Source organism: Streptomyces sp. NPDC092370 (assembly GCF_044755265.1).
GTDB lineage: Bacteria > Actinomycetota > Actinomycetes > Streptomycetales > Streptomycetaceae > Streptomyces.
In genome coordinates, this window is sequence record NZ_JBIVQO010000002.1 from 185,593 (window position 1) to 207,943 (window position 22,351).

Genomic DNA, 22,351 nt, shown 5'->3' on the forward strand with positions numbered 1-22,351 from the left:
GGCCGGGCCTCTGCCCGGCATCCGCCCTGTGCCGACGGGTCCTGGCGGATCTTCCTTCCACCTGCCGAAAAGCCGAGGTCAGCGCGCATCCGGCGATGCGTCAAGTGGCGCAACACTTTCGCAACACCACTATCCCTACCGGAAAGGTATGGTTCCGGCCATGCCGCCCACCGACCGCATCCGAGACCACGCCGGCCAGGGCGCGCCCACCGTCGCCGCCCAGCGCACGCGGCGTCGGCTGCGCGCGGACCGGGCACGCCAGCTCGCCGACCTGCTACGCCACCAGCTCCTCACCGGGGGCTTCCCTGCCGGCACGCTCCCGCACGAGTCGACCCTGGCCACCGACTACCGGGCTTCGCGCAACACCGTCCGCCAGGCCCTCGACCTCCTGCGCGCCGAGGGCCTGGTGGAACGCCTCCCCGGCGTCGGCACGGTGGTCGTCGCCCAGAAGTACCCCCACGGACTCGACCGCCTGATGGGACTCGCGGAAACCCTGCGCGAACACGGTTACGTCACCAACGAGGTCCGCACCTTGGGCCCCGCCCCCGCACCCGCCCCCGTTGCCGAACGCCTCCACATCCCACCCGGCGCCGACGTCCTCTACGTCGAACGCCTGCGCCGCCTGAACGGCCTTCCCCTCTCCCTCGACCTCACCTACATTCCCCTCGACATCGGCACCTCCCTGCTCGGCGCCGATCTGGAGAACACCGACGTATTCCGCCTCCTGGAAAGCACCACCGGCCGGCGGCTCGGCCACGCCGAGATCACCCTGGAGGCGGTGAACGCGGACGCCCACTCGGCCACCGTCCTGGAAGCCCCCCGCGGCGCGGCCGTCCTGATGCTGGAACGGCTCACCCACCTCGCGGACGGCCGCCCGGTCGACCTGGAGTTCATCCGCTTCCGCGGCGACCGCATCACGATGAGCGGCCTGCTGCACCGCTCCCTGTAGACACCACCCGCTCCCCTCAGCACGACCTTCCTGGAGACAGCCATGCCCTTGGCGCCCCAGCGGGCCGACGTGCCCGTGACCATCGACGAGTCCAAGTGCATCGACGGCTGCACGCTCTGCGTGGACATGTGCCCGTTGGACTCCCTCGCCATCGACGACAGCAGCGGCAAGGCGTACATGCACGTCGACGAGTGCTGGTACTGCGGCCCGTGCGCGGCCCGCTGTCCCACCGGAGCCGTCACGGTCAACATGCCCTATCTGCTCCGCTGAGAGGCCCGAACTCCCATGAATCGCACGGCAGCCGCACTCGCCGCATCCGCTCTGCTGTTCCCCCTGTCCGCTTGCGGCGGCAGCGCCGAGGCGGGCAGCGGCTCCACGGTGACCGTCACCGTCGGATACCAGTCCAAGACCATCAACACGGTCACGGCCGGCACCCTGCTGCGCTCCCTCGGCTACTTCGAGAAGCAGTTGAACGCCCTCCAGGACGGGAAGACGTACAAGGTCGACTGGCAGGACTACGCCACCGGCGCCCCCATCACCGCCCAGATGACCGCGGGGAAGATCGACATCGGCTCGATGGGCGACTTCCCGTTGCTCATCAACGCCGCCCGCGGCAAGCAGCTGGGCAAGCCCACCCACCTGGTCTCGGTCACCGGCTACAACCTCAAGGGCGGCCTGAACACGGTCGTCGTCCCACCGGAGTCCAAGCTCAGCTCCCTGAAGGACCTCAAGGGCAAGAAGGTCTCCACGAGCGTCGGCTCCGCCGCCGACGGCACCCTCGTACGGGCACTGCAGCGCGTCGGCATCGATCCGGACGAAGGCATCGAGAAGCTGAACCAGCAGCCCGCGGTGGGCGCCTCGGCCCTGGCGGCGGGCAGCGCGGACGCGCTCTCGCAGTTCGTCGCATGGCCCGGCCTGCTCGCCTACCAGGGCAAGGCGAAGGCGCTCTACGACGGCGCCCAGCTGGATCTGCCCACCTTCCACGGCGTCACCACCCCCGAGGACTTCGCCCAGCAGCGCCCGGCCGTGCTGGAGGCGTTTCTGAAGGCCCAGGCAGAGGCGACCGACTACCTCAACGCCCATCCGGTTCAGGCCGCCGAGAGGGTCGCGAAGGCCACCGGCCTGCCGGCGGAGGTCGTCTACCTCTACAACGGCGCCCACGGCATCGCCACCTTCGACCCGGCCGTCAAGCCGCAGCTCGTCTCCGCACTCGAGCAGGACGTGGCGGTCCTGAAGGCGGCCAAGCTCACCGGCGACATCGACGTGGACTCCTTCGTCGACGACCAGTACGTCAAGAAGGCCCTCGGCGCCGGCTACGCGCAGCGGCTCGCCGCCACCCCGCCCGCCGCCGCGAGCGAGGTCTGGCCCAAGGCCGCCACGAAGACCCGGCGCTTCACCTCCCCCGCCCAGGTCCTCGCCCATGTCGCAGAGCACAAGGACGACATCCGCGCCGCCTACGTACCCGACGCCACCACCGGCACCCTCTGGTTCGCCGACAAGGCCGTCTGGGTGGCGGACGGCAAGCAGCTGCTGCCCTTCGTCGCTCCGGCCACCGCGCGGGCCTACGTGGCCGGGCACAGTGGCGCCCGGGTCATCACATACGCGGACGCCCTGGGACGGGCCTCGTGAGCCGTCACCCCCGGCAAACGGGCCGCCTCGCGCTGCGGGCCGGCTCACTGGCCGCCGCCCTCGGCCTCTGGCAACTGCTGACCACCCTCGACGTGAACCTGTGGATGCGCTTCTCGCAGTTCCCGACGGTGACCGACGTGGCCCGGGCCTTCGCCGACCGGCTCGCCGGCCCCGACTACTGGACCGACCTCATCGACAGCCTCACAAGGATCGTGACCGGCTTCCTGCTCGCCGCCGTCCTGGGCGTGGCCACCGGCGTGCTCGTGGCCCGCTCGCGGCTCGCTGAGGACCTGCTCGGCCCGGTCCTGGAAATCGTGCGGCCTATCCCGGCCATCGCCATGGTCCCCGTCGCGATCCTCCTGTTCCCCTCCAACGAACAAGGCATCGTCTTCATCACCTTCACCGCCGCCTTCTTCCCGGTGCTGGTCTCCACCCGGCACGCGGTTCGCGCCCTGATCCCCGTGTGGGAGGAGGCAGTGCGCACCATGGGCGGCGGCCGGTGGCGGATCCTCGGCTCGGTCATCCTGCCGGGCGCGCTGCCCGGCATCTTCGGCGGCCTGTCGGTCGGCATCGGTGTGTCCTGGATCTGCGTGATCTCCGCCGAGATGATCTCCGGCCAGTACGGCGTCGGCTACCGCACCTGGCAGGACTACACGATCGTCAACTACCCAGGCGTCTTCGTCGGCATGGTCACCATCGGCCTGCTCGGCTGGCTGACCTCCACCGCCGTGGAGCTGGTCGGCCGCCGTCTGACCCGCTGGCTGCCGCGCACGTCGTACGTCCCCAGCGCTCGCCCCCGGCCCGCACGAACCCAGGCCTCCACCATCGAACCCAGCAAGGCCGAGGAGGCACGCGATGAGCACCTCGTCTGAGACCAGGCCGGCCGAGGCGCCGACCGCGCCGGCGGGCCCGCGCGGCACCCGCCTCACCCTCCGCAGCGCCACGCTCGGCCGACCGGACGCCCCGGCGGTGGCCGACATCGACCTGGACGTCGCCGCTGGCGAGATCCTCACCGTCGTCGGCCCCTCCGGCTGCGGCAAGTCGACCCTGCTGCGCACCCTCGCCGGGCTGCTGCCCACGCTGGACGGTGCGGTGGAACAGGACGGCCGGCCGGTAACCGGCCCAGGGGCGGAACGGGCGCTGGTCTTCCAGGAGGACGCCCTGCTGCCCTGGCGCACCCTGCGTGCCAACGTAGAACTGCCCCTGGCCATCCAGGGAATGCCGCGCACGCTGCGCAGGGAACAGGCCGAGGCCTGGCTGGAGCGGGTCGGACTCGCCGACCAGGAACGTCAGTTGCCGCACCGCGTCTCCGGCGGGCAGCGCCAGCGCGCCCAGCTGGCCCGCGCCCTCGCCGGACGCCCGCGCGCCGTCCTCATGGACGAACCCTTCGGTGCCCTCGACGCCCAGACCCGCGCCGGCATGCAGGACCTGCTGGTGGAGGTGCTGCACGGCACGGGCGCGACCGTCGTCTTCGTCACCCACGACGTCGACGAGGCCCTGTTCCTCGGCGACCGCGTCGCCCTGCTCGGCGCGGGCCGGCTGCTCGCCGTACGGGACGTGCCCCGCCCGCGCGAGCGCGCCGCCCACGACGACCCGGTGCGCGTAGCCCTGCGTCGCGACGTCCTCACCTCGCTCGGTACCTGAAAGGCCCTGGTGACCCCGTGCACACCTCCCTGGAGATCCCCGCCCTCAGCGACGCCGAGGAACTGACCTGCGACGTCCTCGTCATCGGCGGCGGCACCGCCGGCACCATGGCCGCCCTGACCGCCGCCGAGCACGGTGCGAGCGTCCTGCTGCTGGAAAAGGCGCACGTCCGCCACTCCGGTGCGCTCGCCATGGGCATGGACGGCGTCAACAACGCGGTCATCCCCGGCCGCGCCGAGCCCGACGACTACGTCGCCGAGATCACCCGCGCCAACGACGGCATCGTCGACCAGTCCACAGTCCGCCAGACCGCCACCCGTGGCTTCGCCATGGTGCAGCGCCTGGAGTCGTACGGCGTGAAGTTCGAGAAGGACGAGCACGGCGAGTACGCCGTCCGCCAGGTCCACCGCTCCGGCTCCTACGTGCTGCCGATGCCGGAGGGCAAGGACGTCAAGAAGGTCCTGTATCGGCAGCTGCGGCGGCGCGAGATGCGGGAGCGGATCCGGATCGAGAACCGGGTGATGCCGGTGCGCGTGCTGACCGCCGGGGGGCGTGCCGTGGGCGCGGTCGGCTTCCACACACGCACCGGCGCGTTCGTCACCGTCCGCGCGGGCGCGGTGATCCTGGCAACCGGTGCCTGCGGCCGTCTCGGCCTGCCTGCCTCCGGCTACCTGTACGGCACGTACGAGAACCCCACCAACGCGGGCGACGGCTATGCGATGGCCTACCACGCGGGCGCGGAGCTCACCGGCATCGAGTGCTTCCAGATCAACCCGCTGATCAAGGACTACAACGGCCCCGCCTGCGCCTACGTCGCCAACCCCTTCGGCGGCTACCAGGTCAACCGGCGCGGCGAACGCTTCGTCGACTCCGACTACTGGTCGGGCCAGATGATGGCCGAGTTCGCGGCGGAGGTGGCGAGCGACCGCGGCCCCGTGTACCTGAAGCTGAGCCACCTCCCGGAGGAGTCGGTCGCGGCGCTGGAGTCGATCCTGCATTCGACGGAGCGCCCCACGCGCGGCACCTTCCACGCCGGCCGTGGCCACGACTACCGCACCCATGACGTGGAAATGCACATCTCGGAGATCGGGCTGTGCGGTGGCCATTCGGCCTCGGGTGTACGGGTCGACGACCATGCTCGTACGACCGTTCCTCGCCTGTACGCCGCCGGGGACCTGGCCTGCGTGCCGCACAACTACATGATCGGCGCTTTCGTCTTCGGGGACCTGGCCGGCGCGGACGCGGCCCAGTACACGCGATATGACGGAGAGTTGCCCCTGGACCAGCTCCGCGAAGCGCACGAGCTGATCTACCGTCCCCTGCGCAACCCCGACGGCCCGCCGCAGCCCCAGGTCGAGTACAAGCTGCGCCGCTTCGTGAACGACTACGTGACCCCGCCGAAGTCGGGCGCCCGCCTCTCCCTGGCCCTGGAGGCGTTCGAGCGGATGCGCGCCGACACCGCCGCGATGGGCGCCCGCACCCCGCACGAGCTGATGCGCTGCGCCGAGGTCACCTTCATCCGTGACTGCGCGGAGATGGCCGCGCGCGCCTCGCTGGCCCGCACGGAGTCCCGCTGGGGCCTCTACCACGACCGCCTCGACCACCCACAGCGCGACGACGCGTCCTGGTTCCACCACCTCGATCTGCGCAAGTCCCCCACGGGCGCGATGGAGTTCACGGCCCGCCCCGTGGCCCCCTTCCTGGTCCCGGTCGACGGTTTCGCCCCCGTCGGCGGCCCCTCCCGTCATCTCGGCGAGGTCCACCCAGAACAGGTGGCGACCGCGGGGGCCCGGGAAGCGGCGCCGGTGGCGTTGCGGCAGGATCCCACCGCGACCGCCACACCCGCCCACGCCGGCGCCGACGCCGACACGCCGGCCACGCCTCGCCTGCTCGACCTCCTCTCCCTCACGGAAGGCGAGCCCGAGCTGTCCGCTCTCACGCCCTACTTGACCGACCCAGAGCCGACAGTGCGCCGTACGGCCGTCACGGTCCTGACGGAGACCGTGCCACCAGGCACCGGACCGGCACTGGCCGCCGCGCTGACGGACACCGACGCCGGCGTCCGCGCCGCCGCGGCCGCCTCGCTGCGGGAACTCGTCGAGACACTGTCCCCCGAACCGGCCCTGCGCGACGGCCTCGCCGCCGCCCTGTCCGAGGCCGACCCCGTTGTCCGTGCCACCGCACTGGATGTGCTGCGCGCCCTGCGCCTGGGCGATGTGGAGCTGTTCGCGGACTTGTTGTCGGACTCCGACATCGCTGTCCGCATCGCGGCCGTGCGAGCGCTCGTGTCGGTCGACGCCGCCGGAGAGCTGGCGCGCGCGGCTGCCGTCGAGCCGTCACGCGAGGTCCGCGTCACCATCGCCAAGGCCCTGGCCACCGCGGGCCCGGACCCGGCCTTGACCCACTCGGCCCTCGCGGAACTCGTGGACGATCCCGACGCCTTGGTCCGTGGGGCCGCCTACGAGGCACTGGGCACGGTCGGCTGCCCGGCCGCCCTGGCCGTCCGCGCCGAGGCGGCCCTGGCCGACCCGGCCTGGCAGGTGCGCGCCGGCGCCGCCACCGCCCTGTCCGCCACGATTGCCGACGTCGCGGTCCCCGCACTCGCCAAGGCCCTCGCCGACGCCAACGCCGACGTCCGCAAGGCCGCCGCACTGGCCCTGACCCGCCACCGTGCCACCGAGGACGCCCGAGCGGCCCTGGCCGCCGCGACGACGGACTCGGACGCGGACGTCAGGGCCTATGCGGCGCGGGCGCTGTGACCGCGTCCTACCGTGAGGCGAGGAGACGTCCCGCGTTCCGCAGGGCGTACCGCGCCACGTTCGTGCCGAGCCTGCTCCCCGCCTCGTCGGCCGACCGGGGGGGTACCGGAGAAGACCCGGGCGTCCACGTCCTCGTCCGAGAGCCGCTCCCCCGTGGTGTACGTCCTGGTCACCCCGGGCGCGGTGGGGCTGGTCAGGCCGAACGGGGCGGTACGCGGCCCCAACAGCGCCGACAGCACGGTCTTTGCGGCACCGCGGCGAGTTCGGCGGCGACGGCGAGAGCCTCGGTGTCGTCGGCGATGACGGTCTCGGCGCTCATCCGGCCGCCGCCAGCACCGTGGTACGGCCGCCCAGCGCGGCGGAGAACTGGTCCGTGACCTGCGCGAGGGCTTCGGCCGAGCCCGGTGCGACGGTCAGCGTGCCGTCGTCGCCAGCCGTGATGTCCTTGTCCAGCGTGAACCAGCCCGGGGTGATGTGAGCGGGGCCCATGGAGGCAAGGACGGGGCGCAGGGCGTAGTCGATGGCCAGGACGTGCGCGGTGGAGCCGCCGGTCGCCAGCGGGAGGACGGTCTTGCCCGTCAGCGCGTACTGCGGCAGGAGATCGAGCAGCGACTTCAGCAGGCCGGAGTAGGCCGCCTTGTACACGGGAGTGCCGATCACGACGCCATCCGCCTGCTCGAACAGGGCGGTGGCCCGGGCGATCGCCGGGTGACCGAAGTCGGCGTGCAGCAGGGCCTCGGCGGGGAGCGTACGCACGTCCAGCGGGATCACGTCGTGCCCGTGGGACGTGAGGCGGTCGTCCAAGTGGCGCAGCAGACGTGCGGTGCGGGAGGTGGCGGAGGGGCTGCCGGAAACGGAGAGGATGGTGGCCATGTAAGGACCTTTCGCTTCAGACGGGAAATACTGCTGCGGGCAGGGCCGATGAGCTCCTGGGGAATTCAGGCACGATGGAGCGGCGTTCCCGGGAAAGTCGTCATCGCAACGGGGCGACAGCGCGAGCGAGCGACAGAAATCGGCCTGGATCGGAATTCACAGAAGGAGATCGCAGACGGAGCGGTGGGGGGGGTTCCTCGGGCGCGCTCAGACGCGACAGCGACAGCAGGAGCTCAAGACACGCGCGAGGTCGACGTGGCGTCGACGCGTGAGGTCCTGTCGCTTCATGTCGCCGATACAACCAGCGGGGAGTCCTGCCGGTCAAGAATTCCGGGCCGTGATTCCACATCCTGAGAGTCGGTATTCACGAGGTTGTGACAGGGTTTCCCTTGAACCATGCCGGCAGGAGGGGAACTGCTCGCGGAAAAACGCGAGCGTCTCGGTCGCAGTCTCCCGCACGGCTTCGACATCCGCGGTGACCACTGCGAGGACGAACGCCACGATGCGCGGTGCCGGACGGCCCGCCGCCTCCGCAGCGGCCGTGACGCCCGGGACGATGTGCTCGGCCAGGGCACGCGGTCCGGCGAGCAGGGACATGATCCCGTCCGCGAGTTTCGCCGGAGACCCGCAGCGCCTGCGGCATCGCCCCCCACACACACCCACCGCTCCGGCCTGCTCGCGGTCTCCCCCACAGACGGCCACGTCATCGACCCGCCCTGCGCCGGCCCTCATCCCCGCCGCATCGCCCTCGGCGCCCCCACCAACAGCCGGGCCGCCGCCGCTTTCGCCCGCCCCGCACCAACACGCCGGCCCTCCGCCAGAACGACGCGGCCGCCCGCGCGCTCCTGCCCTCCCGAGGGCCACCGAGGCCCAGACGACAACGTCTCCGATCGACGGCCGACCTCTCAAGGCGTGAGACCTTCCCTGCTTTTCCTACGGAATTACTAGGGAAGCCTTGACTGTGTCCGCCGCGGGCGCACAGGATGATGGACATGTCCCGTAAGCAGCAACGACTCGTTCGTCGTCGGCATGTCGACTTTGGTCACGTCGTCAGTGCCGCCTGCTGCCGCGCGTAAGGCACGCGAATCGCACCTTTGCCCGTGCCGCTCCGCTCCCCCCTTCCCGGGCGATCAGGCGAATTCACCCATTGCGCCTGATGGCCCCACACACTTCTGAGGGACAACCGCCATGACCACGGCGCTTCCAGCCCAGGCCACCCCACCTGATCCGCTCCTCTCCGACACACCCCATCTTCGCCTCGTGGGCGATAACGCTCGGAGAGACACCCAGGGACATACTTCCGCGCCGCTCGTGGGCTACCTCGTGCTCGTCCCCGAGGGCACCGATCCCCCCGAGCTCTTCGCCAAGGACAGGCCTCGGCCCGAGATCCGACCGGTCGCCGCCGCAGGCTCGGCCCCCGTCCGGCGGACGGCAGACGACGCCGTCCGCATCGATCCGGCGCGACATGTCGCCGAGGTCGATGGACGTGAACTCAACCTCACTTACTTGGAGTTCGAGCTGCTGGCGCATCTCGTTCAGTATCCCTACCACGTGCAGACGCGTGATCGGCTGGTGGCCGCCGTCTGGGGCTACGACCACATCGGCGACGGCCGCACCGTGGATGTCCACATCGCCCGTCTGCGCCGCAAGCTGGGCAAGAATCACCGGCACCGGATCGTCACCGTCCGGCGCGTGGGCTACAAGTACGTGCCCGCGCAGCAGGAGAGCCCCCATTCCGCACACTTCCGCCGATCTTGAGGAGACGACTTCCATGGGCCCTGCCTCCGCGCCGTCCCGCGCCGTCTCGCCGTGCGACCGGACCGGGCCCGGCCATGCGCACTGGCTGCACGTGGCCCGCGAGGCGGCGGACGACCTGGCCACGGACACCGTTGCCAGGGAGCAGGCGGGCAAGGCCCCGATCGACGAGGTGTCCCGGCTGCGCGAGGCGGGACTGCTGACGCTCCTGACGCCGGCCGAGGCCAAGGGGGGCGGCGCGGACTGGCCCACGGCCTACGCCGTCGTCCGGGAGATCGCCGCGGCCGACGGCGCGATCGGTCAACTGCTCGGCTGTCACTACTTCCTGTCGGGGAGCGCCCGGTTCTTCGCCGGGCCCGCCCTCGCCGCGCAGATGGACGAGCGGTCCGCAGCCGAACAGTGGTGCTGGGGCGGCGGTTTCGCGTGTCAGGAGCCGCCTCTGAAGCTGGCCAGGACCTCCAAGGGACTGGTGCTCGACGGTCGGCAGAGCTACTCCACCGGCGTCCTGGTCGCGGATCGTCTCGCCGTGCGCGCCGTGCGGGAGGACACAGGCGAACCACTCGCCGTCGTGGTGGATCCCGCCCGTCGCGGTGTGGCGATCGACGGTGACGCCGACACTTTCGGCCAGCGGCTCGCGGCCGGCGGCAGCGTGGAGTTCGACTACGTACTGGTGGACACGGAGGACGTACTCGGCTCCCTGTCCGCGGACGAGGACTTGCTGTCGCCCTGGGCCGCGCTGGCGTCTCCGGTCGGGCGTCTCTTCTCCGCCCAAGTCCTTCTCGGCATGGCCGAGGGAGTGCTCGCTGAAGCCCGTGAGTACAGCAGGACGGGCCACGTAGCCTGGCACCCCGCATGGCCGGCCGCTACCCCGCACGACCCGCACGTGCAGACCGCCTACGGGGAACTCACCGTCCTCACCCGCTCCGCGTCGGCACTCACCGATCAGGCACTGGAAGCCGTGCGGGGCGGCCTTGAGCGCGGCGAAGACCTCACCTATGACGAGTCCGCGGACATCTCCGCTCTCGTGGCCATGGCCGAAACCGCCGCGGCCGGGGCAGCGCAGGAGTCCACCACCCGCGCCCTCGATATCGTCGGCGCCCGCTCCATCTCCACGCGGCTGGGCTTCGACCGGTTCTGGCGCAATGCCCGAACCCACACCCTGTACGAGCCCGTGACCCACCGACTCCGCGATGTCGGGGAGTACTTCCTCACCGGCGCCCACCCTCCGTTCGTCCTGCCCGCCTGATCGGGAGGCGGGGACGTTCGAAGAGACCGATTCCGGAGATCGATTCCGCGGTCCCGCCCGTGCCTGAGCCGACTGATCCGCTGCCAGGATCCCTCGCTGTCGGGGTGCTCAGCAGCCCTGTGGGCCGGCAGCGGGGAGGACGGCGGCGATACAGGCCGGACATTCGCATCAGAGGCCTGCCGTGACATGGTCAACCGGGCTGCATCACCGGACTGGCCCTGGTCGTCGGGACCGTCGGCAGCATCCACGGGATCAGCGGAAAATCTTCCTCGGCCCCATACTGGTCGGCCGGGGCACGCCCGTCGCCCGCGTGGCACCGGACGCTCTCGCCTCCACGTTCGCCACCTCCGTGACCGGGCCGCGGTCTTCGCGCTGCTGTCCCTGACGGACTCCGGTGACATCGCCCCTGACCGGTACCTCGGTCTGGCCTGCGGCCTCGGCGGACTGATCGGCGGCCACCTCGGGCCACACCTGCAACCTCGTCTGCCCGAAACCTGCTCGGCCCCCTGGCCACCGTCTTGGGTGCCCGCTACGCCGCGCACTCACTGCGCTGACGGCGATGGCGGCGCACCCGGCAGTCACCACACCACCGTCCTTCCGGAGAATTGTGAACACCGCGCTTCATTCGCATGGCGGACTATTGAGAACATGAGACGTATACGCAAGCGACATTGACCCGGCTGGATTTCGCTGCGACTCTCTTGGCTGTGAGCAAGTCCGAGATCCTCGCCGCGCGACTGCACGTCGATCTGCGACGTCAGGCCAGCGCCATCTGTGCCATCGGTCGCCGAACCCGCTGACAGGCATAGCTCTCCCCCTTCGCTCCATTTCACAGTCGGCTTCTGCGCGAGCCGCTGTATTCAACAGACGTCGCCCTCCTCATAGCCGTTTCCGCTGAAGTCTCTTCTCCGCCGTTCGACGTCTGCCTTTCCTTGCCCCGTTTCCTGAACAGGACCTTTCCATGGCCACGACGGCATCGACCCGACGCCACTTCCTCACCCTGCTCGGTCTTTCGGCGGTGTCGGTGAGCTGCGGCACGTCCGCGTCCGGAGTACCTGCCGCAAAGGACCAGACCAGGACGCTGAGATACCAGGGCTGGGCAGGTCAGGTCACATTGCCCGAACTGGCCGAGGATCTCGGCTATCTGGAGGACGTGACGCTGAAGTGGGTCGGCAACACGATCAGCGGGCCGCAGGACATCCAGTCCGCGGCCACGGGCCAGGTCGACTTCGGCGGCGCGTTCAACGGCGCGGTCGTCAAGCTGGCCGCCAACAACGCTCCCATCAAGGCCGTCATCAGTTACTACGGCGCCGACAAGTACGCCTACAACGGCTTCTACGTCCTCAAGGACAGCCCGATCCGCTCGGCCCGGGACCTGATCGGCAAGAAGGTCGGGATGAACACCCTCGGAGCCCACTCCGAGGCCATGCTCGACATCTACCTTCAGCGGGGTGGTCTGTCCCAGGCGGACATCGACAAGGTCGAGCCGCTCGTGGTGCCCCCGGTCAACACCGAGCAGGCCCTGCGCCAAAAGCAGATCGAAGTGGCAGTACTCGGCGGCATCCTGCGCGACAAGGCCTTGGAGAACGGCGGCGTCCGCCCGCTGTTCACGGACTACCAGCTGCTCGGCGCGTTCAGCGCCGGCACGTACGTGATGACGGACCGCTTCCTGAAGCAGAACCCCGACACGGCCCGGACCTTCGTCACCGCCGTGGGGCGGGCCATCGAGTGGTCGCGTTCCACTCCGCACGAGGAAGTCGTCGACCGGATGACGGAGATCGTGAAGAAGCGCGGCCGCAACGAGGACACGGCACCGCTGAAGTTCTGGCGGTCCTACGGCGTCGCCGAGACGGCGGGCCGGATCACCGGCGAGGAACTCCAGTTGTGGGTCGACTGGCTGGCCGAACGGGGCGACATCAAGAAGGGCCAGGTCACGCTGTCGGACCTCTACACGAATGAGTTCAACGACGACAAGAAGTCCTCCGCCGCGAAGAGCGGGAGCTGATCCCATGCCGGATTCCACCACGCCTTTCACGACGCCCAAGATCGTGTTCGAGGACGTACGGAAGGAATTCACCGTCAGGGGCCGGACGGGGACCGGGCAGACCACCCGGTTCACTGCCCTCGACGGTATCGACCTGGAGATAGCGGACGGCGAGTTCGTCGTCCTGGTCGGTCCCAGCGGCTGTGGAAAGTCGACGCTGCTGGATCTGCTCGGCGGCCTCGCCCACCCCACTGGCGGGCGGATCCTGTTGGACGGCGAACCCGTCACCGGCCCGGGCCTGGACCGGGGCATCGTGTTCCAGCAGTACGCGCTGCTGCCGTGGCGCACGGCGCAGGGGAACGTCGAGTTCGGCCTGGAGGCCACCGGCGTCCCGCGACGCCAACGAGCCGCACGGGCCCGGGAGTTCCTGGACCTGGTCGGTCTGATCGGGTTCGAGGACCACCATCCGCACGAGCTGTCCGGCGGAATGCGGCAGCGGGTGGCGATCGCCCGCAGCCTCGCCTACGACCCCGATGTCCTGCTGATGGATGAGCCGTTCGCCGCGCTGGACGCCCAGGCCAGGGAGTCACTGCAGGACGAACTGCTGCGCATCTGGCAACACACCCACAAGACCGTCGTCTTCATCACCCACGGCATCGACGAGGCGGTCTACCTCGGGCAGCGAGTCGCCGTCATGACGTCCAGACCGGGCCGGATCAAGCAGATCGTGCCGGTCGCCTTCGAGTCCCGTACGGAGACGGACGACCTCCGCTCCAGTCCCGAGTTCGCACGCCACCGGCACGAGATCTGGTCGCTGCTGCACGACGAGGTGGCCAGGGCTCAGCAGTTGGAGAAAGAGAGGGCCTCGGCATGAGCTCCACGACCGGCACGACCGCGGAGAAGACCGACGCGACCCAGGCGACCACCACGACCGACGCGGCGAACACGACAGAATCCGTCCAGGCACCTTCCCTCACCAAGTCCGCCGAGTCCGCCACGTCCCCTGAGACCGGCACATCCACCGCGCCCGGCACCTCATCCCCCCCGGTCGCGCGCCGGGCTCCCTCCCTCACGGCCCCTGTCCGCCGGACGGCGCTGCGGACCGTCCGCCGACTGCCGTACCTGCTGCTGAAGGGGGCGACCAAGTCCGCGGCCATCGTGGCCCTGCTCCTGCTGTGGGAGATCGCGCCACGGGCCGGCCTGGTGGACCGGACCTTCCTGCCGCCGTTCAGCGAGGTCGCCGACGCCTGGTGGGGGCTCGCCACAGACGGTCAGCTCGCCGACAACGCGCGCGCCAGCCTGGCGCGTTCGTTCAGCGGATTCGGTATCGCCCTAACCGTCGCCGTACCGCTCGGGCTGCTGATCGGCTGGTACCGGCCGGTCGCCGACCTCCTCGGACCGCTGCTCGAGGTGTTCCGCAACACCGCCGCCCTGGCCCTGCTGCCGGTGTTCGTACTGCTGCTTGGCATCGGCGAGACCTCGAAGATCTCCATCGTGGTGTACGCGTGCACCTGGCCGATCCTGCTCAACACCATCAGCGCGGTCCGCCACGTCGATCCGACCCTGCTGAAGCTGGCGAAGTCGATGGACCTGCCCGCGCCCCGGCTGTTCCAGAAAATCATCCTGCCGGCCTCGGTGCCGGTGATGTTCACCGGCATCCGGCTGGCCGGAGCGGTGTCGATCCTGGTGCTGGTCGCCGCCGAGATGATCGGTGCCAAGGCGGGCCTCGGCTATCTGATCAATGCCTCGCAGTACAACTTCGCGATCCCTCAGATGTACGCGGGCATCATCACGATCTCCGTCATCGGCGTGGTCTTCAACCAGTTCCTGGTGATCGTAGAGCGACGGCTCAGCTCCTGGCGCGTACCCGCGGGCGGCTGACCTGCCCGGCATCGCCCCTGCCCTCTCCGCCCCTCCCCCTCTCCCTCCGCCAACCCGCTCCTTTCTCTGCCCCCCGATCCGAGGAACCCCATGACCGCACCCCGACCCCGTCAGCTGCATCTCAACGCCTTCCTGATGAACGCGGGCCACCACGACGCCGCTTGGCGGCATCCGCTCACCCAGCCCGAACGTGTCACCGACCTGCGCTACTTCCAGCACCTCGCGCGCACCGCCGAGCGAGGTCTGCTCGACTCCGTCTTCCTCGCCGACGGCCTCGCCCTGTGGGGGAAGGTCCGCCACAACGCCCTCGGCGGCTTCGAACCGCTCACCCTGCTGTCGGCCCTGGCAGCGGTCACCGAACACGTGGGCCTGATCGCCACCGTCTCGACCACCTTCAACGAGCCCTTCCACACCGCCCGCAAGTTCGCCTCCCTGGACCACATCAGCGGCGGCCGGGCCGGCTGGAACATCGTCACCTCCGGCACCGTGAACGAGGCCCTCAACTTCGGGCAGGACGAGCACCTGGAGCACGCGCTGCGCTACCAGCGGGCACGGGAGTTCGTCGAGGTCGCCACCAAGCTGTGGGACAGCTGGGAGGACGACGCGATCCTGCTCGACCGTGAGCGCGGCGTCTACGCCGACACCGACAAGGTGCGGGAGATCAACCACCGCGGGGAGTACTTCGGGGTGCGGGGCCCCCTGAACGTACCGCGCACCCCGCAGGGCTACCCGCTGCTGGTGCAGGCCGGCTCGTCGGAGGACGGCAAGGAGTTCGCCGCCCAGTACGCCGAGGCCGTGTTCACCGCTCAGCAGACCCTCGCCGACGGCCAGGCCTTCTACAAGGACCTCAAGTCCCGGCTGGCCCGATACGGCCGTACCAGGGGCCAGCTGCTGGTGCTTCCCGGCATCGCCCCCGTCATCGGCTCGACCGAAGCGGAAGCCCGGACGCTGGAACAGGAGCTGACGGAACTCCAGGTCCCCGAGTACGGGCTGGCCCAGCTGTCCGGCATGCTCGGGACCGATCTGACCGGGCTGCCGCTGGACGGGCCGCTGCCCGAGCTTCCGGAGGAGCGGGACATCAACGGCAACAAGAGCCGCTTCACGCTCGTCGTCGAACTCGCCCACCGCGACGGCCTCACCCTGCGTGAGCTCATCGCCCGCCTCGGCGCCGGACGCGGCCACCGCGTCTTCGCCGGTACTCCCGAGCAGATAGCCGACGAGATCGAGGAGTGGTTCACCGAGGGCGCCGCCGACGGATTCAACATCATGCCGCCCCACCTGCCCGGCGGCCTGGAGGACTTCGTCGACCACGTCGTACCGATCCTGCAGCGGCGCGGGCTGTTCCGTACCGAGTACACCGGCCGGACCTTGCGCGAGAACTACGGCCTGGCCCGCCCCGCCAACCGGCTCACCGCCACAGCCACAGCCACAGCCACAGCCACAGAGGAAGAAGTGGCCGTATGACCGGTTTCGACCTCACCACGGACGTCCTGGTGGTCGGCGGCGGCCCCGCCGCCACCTGTGCCGCGCTCAAGGCGGCCCAGGACGGGGCGGACGTCGTCCTCGCCGGCAAGGGCTACTGCGGCACCAGCGGCGCCACCGCGTTCCTCCCGACTGATCACCCTCGAAAGGACACCCGCGCATGACCACGAGCACCGACTTCGGCATCCGCAAGATCAGCGGCCGTATCGGCGCCGAAATCCTCGGCTTGGATCTTTCCACCGGCCTCGACCCCGCCGTCGTCACCGAGATCAACTCCGCACTCCTGGAACACAAGGCGCTCGTCTTCCGCGACCAGGACCTGGACGACGCGGGCCAGCTCCGCTTCGCCTCCCTCTTCGGCGAGCTCACCACCGCACACCCGACAGTCCCCTCCGTCGATGGCCAGCCGAACATCCTGCCGGTCGACGGTGACGAGGGGATCCGCGCCAACCAGTGGCACACGGACGTCACCTTCGTCCGGACACCCCCGAAGGCGTCCACGCTGCGCAGCATCGTGGTCCCGCCCTACGGCGGCAACACCCTCATCGCCAACTCGGCCGCCGCCTACCAGGACCTGCCCAAGCCCTTGCGCGAGCTGGCCGACACGCTGTGGGCGGTGCACACCAACGACTACGACTACGCCGCCCCGAAGAACGAGAAGGCGGCCGAGCACCGCCGGCGGTTCGTCTCCCGGAAGTACCGCACCGCCCACCCGGTCGTCCGCGTCCACCCCGAGACCGAGGAGCGCGGGCTGTTCATCGGCGGCTTCGCCCGGAGCATCGTGGGCCTCGGCCCGTCCGACTCCCGTGACCTGCTGCGCATCTTCCAGTCGTACATCACGCGTCCCGAGAACATCGTGCGCGTGGCCTGGACGCCCGGCGACCTCGTCCTGTTCGACAACCGCATCACCCAGCACTACGCCCCCGACGACTACGGCGACCTGCCGCGCCTGCTGCACCGGGTGACTGTCGCGGGCGACGTCCCGGCCGGTGTCGACGGCACTCTCAGCCACGTCATCGAGGGCGACGACGCCGCCCACTACACCCGGGCGGCAGCCTGAGCACCGCGCCCGCCACGCGTGGCCGCCGGGCAGGGAGCTCCGCTCCCGCCCGGCGGCCCGCCGGTAGTGGATACCGGCCGAGGCCCTACGGAATAATGGACGCATGCGGATCTCAGCCAGAGCGGACTACGCGGTACGTGCCGCGCTGCAGCTCGCCGCGTCACGGGATGACGGGCCACTGAAAGCCGAGGCCATCGCCGAGGCCCAGGACATCCCACACAAGTTCCTCGAAAACATCCTGAACGACATGCGCCGGGGCGGCCTCGTGCTCAGCCAGCGCGGTGGCAACGGCGGCTACCGGCTGGCCAAACCCGCCGAGTCGATCAGCATCGCCGACGTCATCCGCGTCGTGGAGGGCCCCCTGGTCTCGGTACGCGGGGTCCGCCCGCCCGAGCTGTCCTACACCGGCCCTGCCGAGTCACTGCTCCCCCTGTGGATCGCTCTGCGGTCCAACGTGCGCGAGATCCTCGAGGGCGTGTCGCTCGCGGACGTCGCATCGGCCCAACTGCCCTCCGACGTAGCCGCGCTGACCGACGCCCCGCAAGCCTGGGTCAACCCCTGACAGGCTGGGCAATCAACCAAGTCTCCCAAAGAGCGAGATGGCCGCGTCCATCATATGAACGCCCCCTTGGGGTGCACGCCACCTTCTGCCACGACCCCTATCAGCCCGGTAGAAAACTAGGGAACTGTGGGGGCCATGAGAACGCGTGACCGCGCAGACCTGCCCCTCCCCCTGCTGACCTCGCGCCGCCACATCGACCTCGGCCGCACGTCCAGCGCCATCTGTCGACGACCCGCCTGAGGCCTGCCGCCAGAACATCCTTCGGTCGGCAGCGCCCCGCGCGCCTGCCCGTTCCGCACACCCTGCCAAGATCAAGTCCCTGGACGACGTCAAGGGCGAGAAGATCACCACGCCGCAAAACACCCAGGACGTCACGTTCCTCCACTGGATCGCGGAGAAGGGCTGGAAGGTCGACGCGGAGAGCGGCAAGGGCGATGTCTCCGTCGTCCGCACGGACAACAAGATCACCCCGGACGCCTGCACGTCCGATTCCATCGACGGCGCCTGGGCCGGAGCGACCGCGTCCAAGCTGGTCACCGAGGGCGCGAAGGTGCTCCTCGACGAGGCCGACCTGTGGCCCGACAAGAAGTTCGCGATCACGAACATCATCGTCCGACAGGCGTTCCTCAAGGAGTACCCGGACGTCGTCGAGGCCGTGCTGCGCGGCTCGGTGAAGACCAACGAGTGGATCAACGCCAGCCCGGAGAAGGCGAAGGCCTCCGCAAACGAGGTGCTGAAGGCGGAGTCGGGCAAGGCCCTGCCCGCCGAGGTCATCGACCCGGCCTGGAAGTCGATCACCTTGCTCGACGATCCGCCGGCCGCCCCCCTCGACACCGAGGCGGAGCACGCGGTGAAGGCCGGTCTGCTGAAGGAGCCCGACCTGAAGGGCATCTACGACCTCACCCCGCACAAGGTCCTCAAGGCCGAAGGCAAGGACGAGGTACGACGCCGGTCTCGGCGCCGAGTAGCCGAACAGCTGACAAGCGACAACCGGCCCGATGAGTACCCGTGAGGTGACGACCATGGCCACCACGGTCGCCAGGGCTGTCAGGACGCCCCGGCGGTGACGCACGCCGCCCGTATCGAGCATGTCTCGAAGTCATTCCCCGCGCCGGGCATGCCCGGCGGGCAGCAGCTCGTGCTGTGTGACATCACGCTCGATGTCGCACCCGGCGAGTTCGTCACCCCCTGGGGGCCTCCGGCTGCGGCAAGTCCACCCTGCTCAACCTGGTCGCGGGCCTTGACCTGCCGTCCGCCGGCTCCATCGGCACGGACGGCCGGCTCGCCCTGATGTTCCAGGAACACGCCCTGTTCCCATGGCTGACCGCGGGCAAGAACATCGAACTCGCGCTGAAGCTGCGCGGCGTCGCCAAATCGGAGCGCCGCGCCGAGGTGGAACGGCTGCTGGAACTCATGCGGCTGCAGGGCGCGCACGGCAAGCGGGTGCACGAGCTGTCAGGCGGTATGCGCCAGCGCGTGGCACTGGCCCGGGCGCTCGCCCAGGACAGCGGCCTACTGCTGATGGACGAGCCGTTCGCGGCGCTGGACGCGATCACCCGTGACGTGCTGGACGACGAGCTGACGCGCATCTGGCGGGAGACGGGAGAACGCACCCTGGGCGCGACCGGCCTGCGCGGCGCCTGGCACATCGTGATGCCGGGCGCGCTCCCCGGCTATATCGCCGGCTTGAAGCAGGGCTGGGCATTCTCCTGGCGCTCCCTGATGGCCGCCGAGATCATCGCCTCCTCACCCGATCTCGGCGTCGGCCTCGGCCAGCTGCTGGAGAACGGCCGCAACAACGCCAGCATCTCGCAGGTGTTCCTGGCCATCTTCCTCATCCTGCTCGTCGGCATTGCCATCGACCTGCTGATCTTCAGCCCGCTGGAGCGGCGGGTGCTGCGCGGGCGAGGCCTGCGGGTCACCGGCTGAGCGACGGATCGCAAGCACTACCGCTCCGCCGAACATGCCCCGTGGGCCAGTGCAAGGACTCGACTGGCAGCCGGGTGGGCAAGAAATCGGCCCGTTCACCAACACGAGTTCGGCTTCTGGACAATCCCGGCAGCACCGCCCCCTGCCAATGACAAGGCAAACGCATGGCACGTCCCTGACCAGCTCTTTCGCAGAGACACTTCCGCCTGGCAGAAGTCGTCTTGCGCGGCAACCACAGCTGTCAGGACCCTGATCCCAACCACGGCACGCGGGGCGACGGCGCCCCGCCGACAGGGACGGGAAACCCCATGCCTCACATGACCGCCTTCGCCAGGAACCAGTGGTACGTCGCCGCCTACAGTCACGAGGTCGGGCGGGAGCTGCTCGGCCGGACGATCCTCGGTGAGACGCTGGTGCTGTACCGGACCGAGGAGGACGGCACCCCGGTCGTCCTGCACGACCGGTGTGTGCACCGCCGCTACCCGCTGTCGGAGGCGCCGACGCGGCTGGACGGGGACCGGATCGTGTGCGGCTACCACGGGTTCACCTACGACACGTCCGGTACGTGCGTGTACGTGCCGGGGCAGAAACGGGTGCCGCGCACCGCCCGGATCGCCAGCTACCCCGTCGTCGAGCAGGACTCGCTGATCTGGGTGTGGATCGGCGACCCCGCGCTCGCCGACCCGCAGGCCGTTCCCCGGGCCCGGCACCTCGACTCCCCCGGCTGGGTCACCGTGCGCGGCATGGAGCCCATCGACTGCGACTACGGCCTGCTCGTCGACAACCTCCTCGACCTCTCCCACGAGACGTACCTGCACGGCGGTTACATCGGCACCCCCGAGGTCGCCGAGACGCCGATCACCACGGAGGTCGACGAGGGCGCCGGGATCGTCCGGGTGAGCCGGCACATGGACGACGCCGAGTGCCCGCCCTTCTACGCCAGGTCCACCGGCATCGAGGGCCGGATCACCCGCTGGCAGGACATCGAGTACCACGCCCCCTGTCTGTATCTGCTGCACAGCCGTATCGCCCCGGTCGGTGTGGTGCCGGAGGCGGACGGCAGCGACCCCCACGGCTTCCACACCGAGATCACCTACGCGATCACCCCTTCCGGTGACGGCACGGTGTACGACTTCTGGGCGGTTTCCCGGGACTGGGCGACGGATGACGCCGAGGTCACCGAGTTCCTGCGGGGCAACAACCACACCGTGGTGATGCAGGACGTCACCGCGCTCAACCTGCTGCAGAGGACGCTCGGCGGCGAACGCACCGGCTACCAGGAGCTGAGCATCAACATCGACACCGGAGGCCTGGCCGCCCGCCGTATCCTCGCCCGGCTGGTGGAGCAGGGCGAGAAGCCCGTGGAGAAGGTCCGGTGACGGCTCCCACCGGCGAGATCTACCGCATCGCCTGGCTGCCAGGCACCGACACCCTGCACGGCACGTGCCACTGCGGCCGTGAGCACACCGCGCAGGACCCGGTCGAGATGTGGGAGTGGATGCTCGCGCATCCGCAGGGGCACCGTGTCGAGGAGCCGGGAGGAAACAGCTCATGACCGTCCACGAGACCGAACTGGTCGTCACACGCAGGGAGGTCGCCGCCGACGGCGTGCTCTCCCTCACCCTGCGCCATCCGCTGGATGAGCCGCTGCCGCCCTGGGAGCCGGGCGCCCACGTCGACGTCCTGCTGGAGCCGGGTCTGGAACGGCAGTACTCGCTGTGCGGCGACCCGGCGGACCGGTCGGCCTGGCGGATCGCGGTGCTGCGCGAGAGCGCCGGTCGGGGCGGCTCGGCCCATGTGCACGAGCGGTTGGGCGAGGGCGCCGAGGTGCGGGTGCGCGGGCCCCGGAACAACTTCCGCCTGGAGCCCGCTCGCCGGTACCGCTTCGTCGCGGGCGGCATCGGCATCACCCCGGTCCTGCCGATGCTGGCGGCGGCTCAGGCGGCCGGCGCCGAGTGGACCCTGCTGTACGGCGGTCGCACCCGCCGGTCCATGGCGTTCGCCGGGGAATTGGCGCGCTACGGGGACCGGGTGACGATCGCGCCCGAGGACGAGACGGGCCTGCTGGACCTGCCCTCCGTACTGGACGACCTGCCCGAGGACACGCTCGTGTACTGCTGCGGGCCGGGTCCGCTGCTGGACGCGGTCGAGGCACGGTGCCCGTCCGGGGCGCTGCGCGTCGAGCGGTTCCGGCCGAAGGAGCAGGAGACCGGCGGCGACAGCGCGTTCGAGGTGGAGCTGGCGCGCAGCGGCAGGACGCTCACCGTCACGCCGGACGTGTCCGTGCTCGACGCCGTGCGCGCCGCCGGGGTGGAGGTCCTGTACTCCTGCACGGAGGGGACCTGCGGCACGTGCGAGACCGATGTGCTCGACGGCGAGCCGGACCACCGCGACTCCGTATTGACGCAGGACGAACGCGCGGCGGGCGAGACCATGCTCATCTGCGTGTCCCGCTGCCGTGGGAAGCGGCTCGTGCTGGACCTGTGAACCGGCCGCCCGGTCCGCCGTCCCGGGCCCGGTCCGCGGAAGTACCCGGACGGCGATCGGCCCGGTGCGGTCAGGACAGGTACATCTTTCCGTCTTCAGGCCTGGCGCGGA

Annotated in this window: 21 protein-coding genes and 4 pseudogenes; 23 read left to right on the plus strand and 2 right to left on the minus strand. The window is 70.1% G+C overall.

What is annotated here, in order from left to right:
• Window positions 1–160: 160 nt before the first annotated feature.
• Genes ACIQHQ_RS07425 through ACIQHQ_RS07450 form a run of 6 tightly spaced genes read left to right on the plus strand, consistent with a single transcriptional unit; the run spans window position 161 to window position 6,981 of the window.
• Complete coding sequence (locus ACIQHQ_RS07425) at window positions 161–949, plus strand: GntR family transcriptional regulator (protein ID WP_402610781.1); 789 nt, start codon at window positions 161–163, stop codon at window positions 947–949.
• Between the two features lie 42 nt (window positions 950–991).
• Window positions 992–1,219 carry a ferredoxin family protein gene (locus ACIQHQ_RS07430; protein ID WP_016437651.1) on the plus strand — a complete coding sequence of 76 codons (228 nt, stop codon included), beginning with the start codon at window positions 992–994 and terminating at the stop codon, window positions 1,217–1,219.
• Between the two features lie 15 nt (window positions 1,220–1,234).
• On the plus strand, window positions 1,235–2,578 hold the full coding sequence (locus tag ACIQHQ_RS07435) for an ABC transporter substrate-binding protein (protein WP_402610782.1): 1,344 nt from the start codon (window positions 1,235–1,237) through the stop codon (window positions 2,576–2,578).
• Window positions 2,575–3,450: an ABC transporter permease gene (locus tag ACIQHQ_RS07440; protein WP_402610783.1), complete on the plus strand. Its 876-nt coding sequence runs from the start codon at window positions 2,575–2,577 to the stop codon at window positions 3,448–3,450. The genes ACIQHQ_RS07435 and ACIQHQ_RS07440 overlap by 4 nt, the downstream gene beginning before the upstream one ends.
• Complete coding sequence (locus tag ACIQHQ_RS07445; RefSeq protein WP_402610784.1) at window positions 3,434–4,222, plus strand: ABC transporter ATP-binding protein; 789 nt, start codon at window positions 3,434–3,436, stop codon at window positions 4,220–4,222. Before ACIQHQ_RS07440 ends, ACIQHQ_RS07445 begins: the two co-directional genes overlap by 17 nt.
• Before the next feature lie 17 nt (window positions 4,223–4,239).
• Window positions 4,240–6,981, plus strand: a complete 2,742-nt coding sequence (locus ACIQHQ_RS07450; RefSeq protein WP_402610785.1) for a fumarate reductase/succinate dehydrogenase flavoprotein subunit — start codon at window positions 4,240–4,242, stop codon at window positions 6,979–6,981.
• A 315-nt stretch (window positions 6,982–7,296) separates the two neighbouring features.
• Here the strand turns inward: ACIQHQ_RS07450 and ssuE are convergent, their stop codons facing one another.
• Window positions 7,297–7,854 carry an NADPH-dependent FMN reductase gene (gene ssuE, locus ACIQHQ_RS07455; protein WP_402610786.1) on the minus strand — a complete coding sequence of 186 codons (558 nt, stop codon included), beginning with the start codon at window positions 7,852–7,854 and terminating at the stop codon, window positions 7,297–7,299.
• A 405-nt stretch (window positions 7,855–8,259) separates the two neighbouring features.
• A pseudogene (locus ACIQHQ_RS07460) lies at window positions 8,260–8,494 on the minus strand (LLM class flavin-dependent oxidoreductase); the annotation flags it as partial.
• 548 nt (window positions 8,495–9,042) lie between these two features.
• On the opposite strand from ACIQHQ_RS07460, the gene ACIQHQ_RS07465 reads away from it, so the two are divergent.
• The 17 genes and pseudogenes from ACIQHQ_RS07465 (at window position 9,043) to ACIQHQ_RS07545 (ending at window position 22,240) form a co-directional block, all read left to right on the plus strand.
• Entirely contained in the window at window positions 9,043–9,612 is a 570-nt protein-coding gene (locus tag ACIQHQ_RS07465; protein ID WP_402610787.1) for a winged helix-turn-helix domain-containing protein, read from the plus strand.
• 13 nt (window positions 9,613–9,625) lie between these two features.
• The gene (locus tag ACIQHQ_RS07470) at window positions 9,626–10,855 is read left to right on the plus strand and encodes an acyl-CoA dehydrogenase family protein (protein ID WP_402610788.1); all 1,230 of its coding nucleotides are present in this window, start codon (window positions 9,626–9,628) and stop codon (window positions 10,853–10,855) included.
• Between the two features lie 194 nt (window positions 10,856–11,049).
• Window positions 11,050–11,409 (plus strand): annotated as a pseudogene (locus tag ACIQHQ_RS07475) (TSUP family transporter); the annotation flags it as partial.
• 153 nt (window positions 11,410–11,562) lie between these two features.
• Window positions 11,563–11,655, plus strand: coding sequence for a putative leader peptide (locus ACIQHQ_RS07480; RefSeq protein WP_402610789.1), 93 nt, complete (start codon window positions 11,563–11,565; stop codon window positions 11,653–11,655).
• Window positions 11,656–11,816: 161 nt separating this feature from the next.
• Window positions 11,817–12,860, plus strand: coding sequence for an ABC transporter substrate-binding protein (locus ACIQHQ_RS07485; RefSeq protein ID WP_402610790.1), 1,044 nt, complete (start codon window positions 11,817–11,819; stop codon window positions 12,858–12,860).
• A 4-nt stretch (window positions 12,861–12,864) separates the two neighbouring features.
• A complete protein-coding gene (locus ACIQHQ_RS07490) occupies window positions 12,865–13,713 on the plus strand; it encodes an ABC transporter ATP-binding protein (RefSeq protein ID WP_402610791.1) in 849 nt (282 codons plus the stop codon).
• Complete coding sequence (locus ACIQHQ_RS07495) at window positions 13,710–14,720, plus strand: ABC transporter permease (RefSeq protein ID WP_402610792.1); 1,011 nt, start codon at window positions 13,710–13,712, stop codon at window positions 14,718–14,720. The genes ACIQHQ_RS07490 and ACIQHQ_RS07495 overlap by 4 nt, the downstream gene beginning before the upstream one ends.
• A 90-nt stretch (window positions 14,721–14,810) precedes the next feature.
• Window positions 14,811–16,184, plus strand: coding sequence for an LLM class flavin-dependent oxidoreductase (locus ACIQHQ_RS07500; RefSeq protein ID WP_402610793.1), 1,374 nt, complete (start codon window positions 14,811–14,813; stop codon window positions 16,182–16,184).
• Window positions 16,181–16,366 (plus strand): FAD-dependent oxidoreductase, encoded by a 186-nt coding sequence (locus ACIQHQ_RS07505; protein WP_402610794.1) that lies wholly within the window; start codon window positions 16,181–16,183, stop codon window positions 16,364–16,366. The genes ACIQHQ_RS07500 and ACIQHQ_RS07505 overlap by 4 nt, the downstream gene beginning before the upstream one ends.
• A complete protein-coding gene (locus ACIQHQ_RS07510) occupies window positions 16,363–17,262 on the plus strand; it encodes a TauD/TfdA dioxygenase family protein (RefSeq protein ID WP_402610795.1) in 900 nt (299 codons plus the stop codon). The genes ACIQHQ_RS07505 and ACIQHQ_RS07510 overlap by 4 nt, the downstream gene beginning before the upstream one ends.
• 103 nt (window positions 17,263–17,365) lie before the next feature.
• Window positions 17,366–17,824 carry an RrF2 family transcriptional regulator gene (locus ACIQHQ_RS07515; protein ID WP_402610796.1) on the plus strand — a complete coding sequence of 153 codons (459 nt, stop codon included), beginning with the start codon at window positions 17,366–17,368 and terminating at the stop codon, window positions 17,822–17,824.
• 135 nt (window positions 17,825–17,959) lie between these two features.
• Entirely contained in the window at window positions 17,960–18,064 is a 105-nt protein-coding gene (locus tag ACIQHQ_RS07520; protein ID WP_402610797.1) for a putative leader peptide, read from the plus strand.
• 61 nt (window positions 18,065–18,125) lie between these two features.
• Window positions 18,126–18,792 (plus strand): annotated as a pseudogene (locus tag ACIQHQ_RS07525) (ABC transporter substrate-binding protein); the annotation flags it as partial.
• Between the two features lie 54 nt (window positions 18,793–18,846).
• A pseudogene (locus ACIQHQ_RS07530) lies at window positions 18,847–19,753 on the plus strand (ATP-binding cassette domain-containing protein); the annotation flags it as partial.
• Between the two features lie 308 nt (window positions 19,754–20,061).
• Window positions 20,062–21,132: a Rieske 2Fe-2S domain-containing protein gene (locus ACIQHQ_RS07535; RefSeq protein WP_402610798.1), complete on the plus strand. Its 1,071-nt coding sequence runs from the start codon at window positions 20,062–20,064 to the stop codon at window positions 21,130–21,132.
• Window positions 21,129–21,308, plus strand: coding sequence for a hypothetical protein (locus tag ACIQHQ_RS07540; protein WP_402610799.1), 180 nt, complete (start codon window positions 21,129–21,131; stop codon window positions 21,306–21,308). Before ACIQHQ_RS07535 ends, ACIQHQ_RS07540 begins: the two co-directional genes overlap by 4 nt.
• Entirely contained in the window at window positions 21,305–22,240 is a 936-nt protein-coding gene (locus ACIQHQ_RS07545) for a PDR/VanB family oxidoreductase (RefSeq protein WP_402610800.1), read from the plus strand. The genes ACIQHQ_RS07540 and ACIQHQ_RS07545 overlap by 4 nt, the downstream gene beginning before the upstream one ends.
• The last annotated feature ends 111 nt before the right edge of the window (window positions 22,241–22,351 follow it).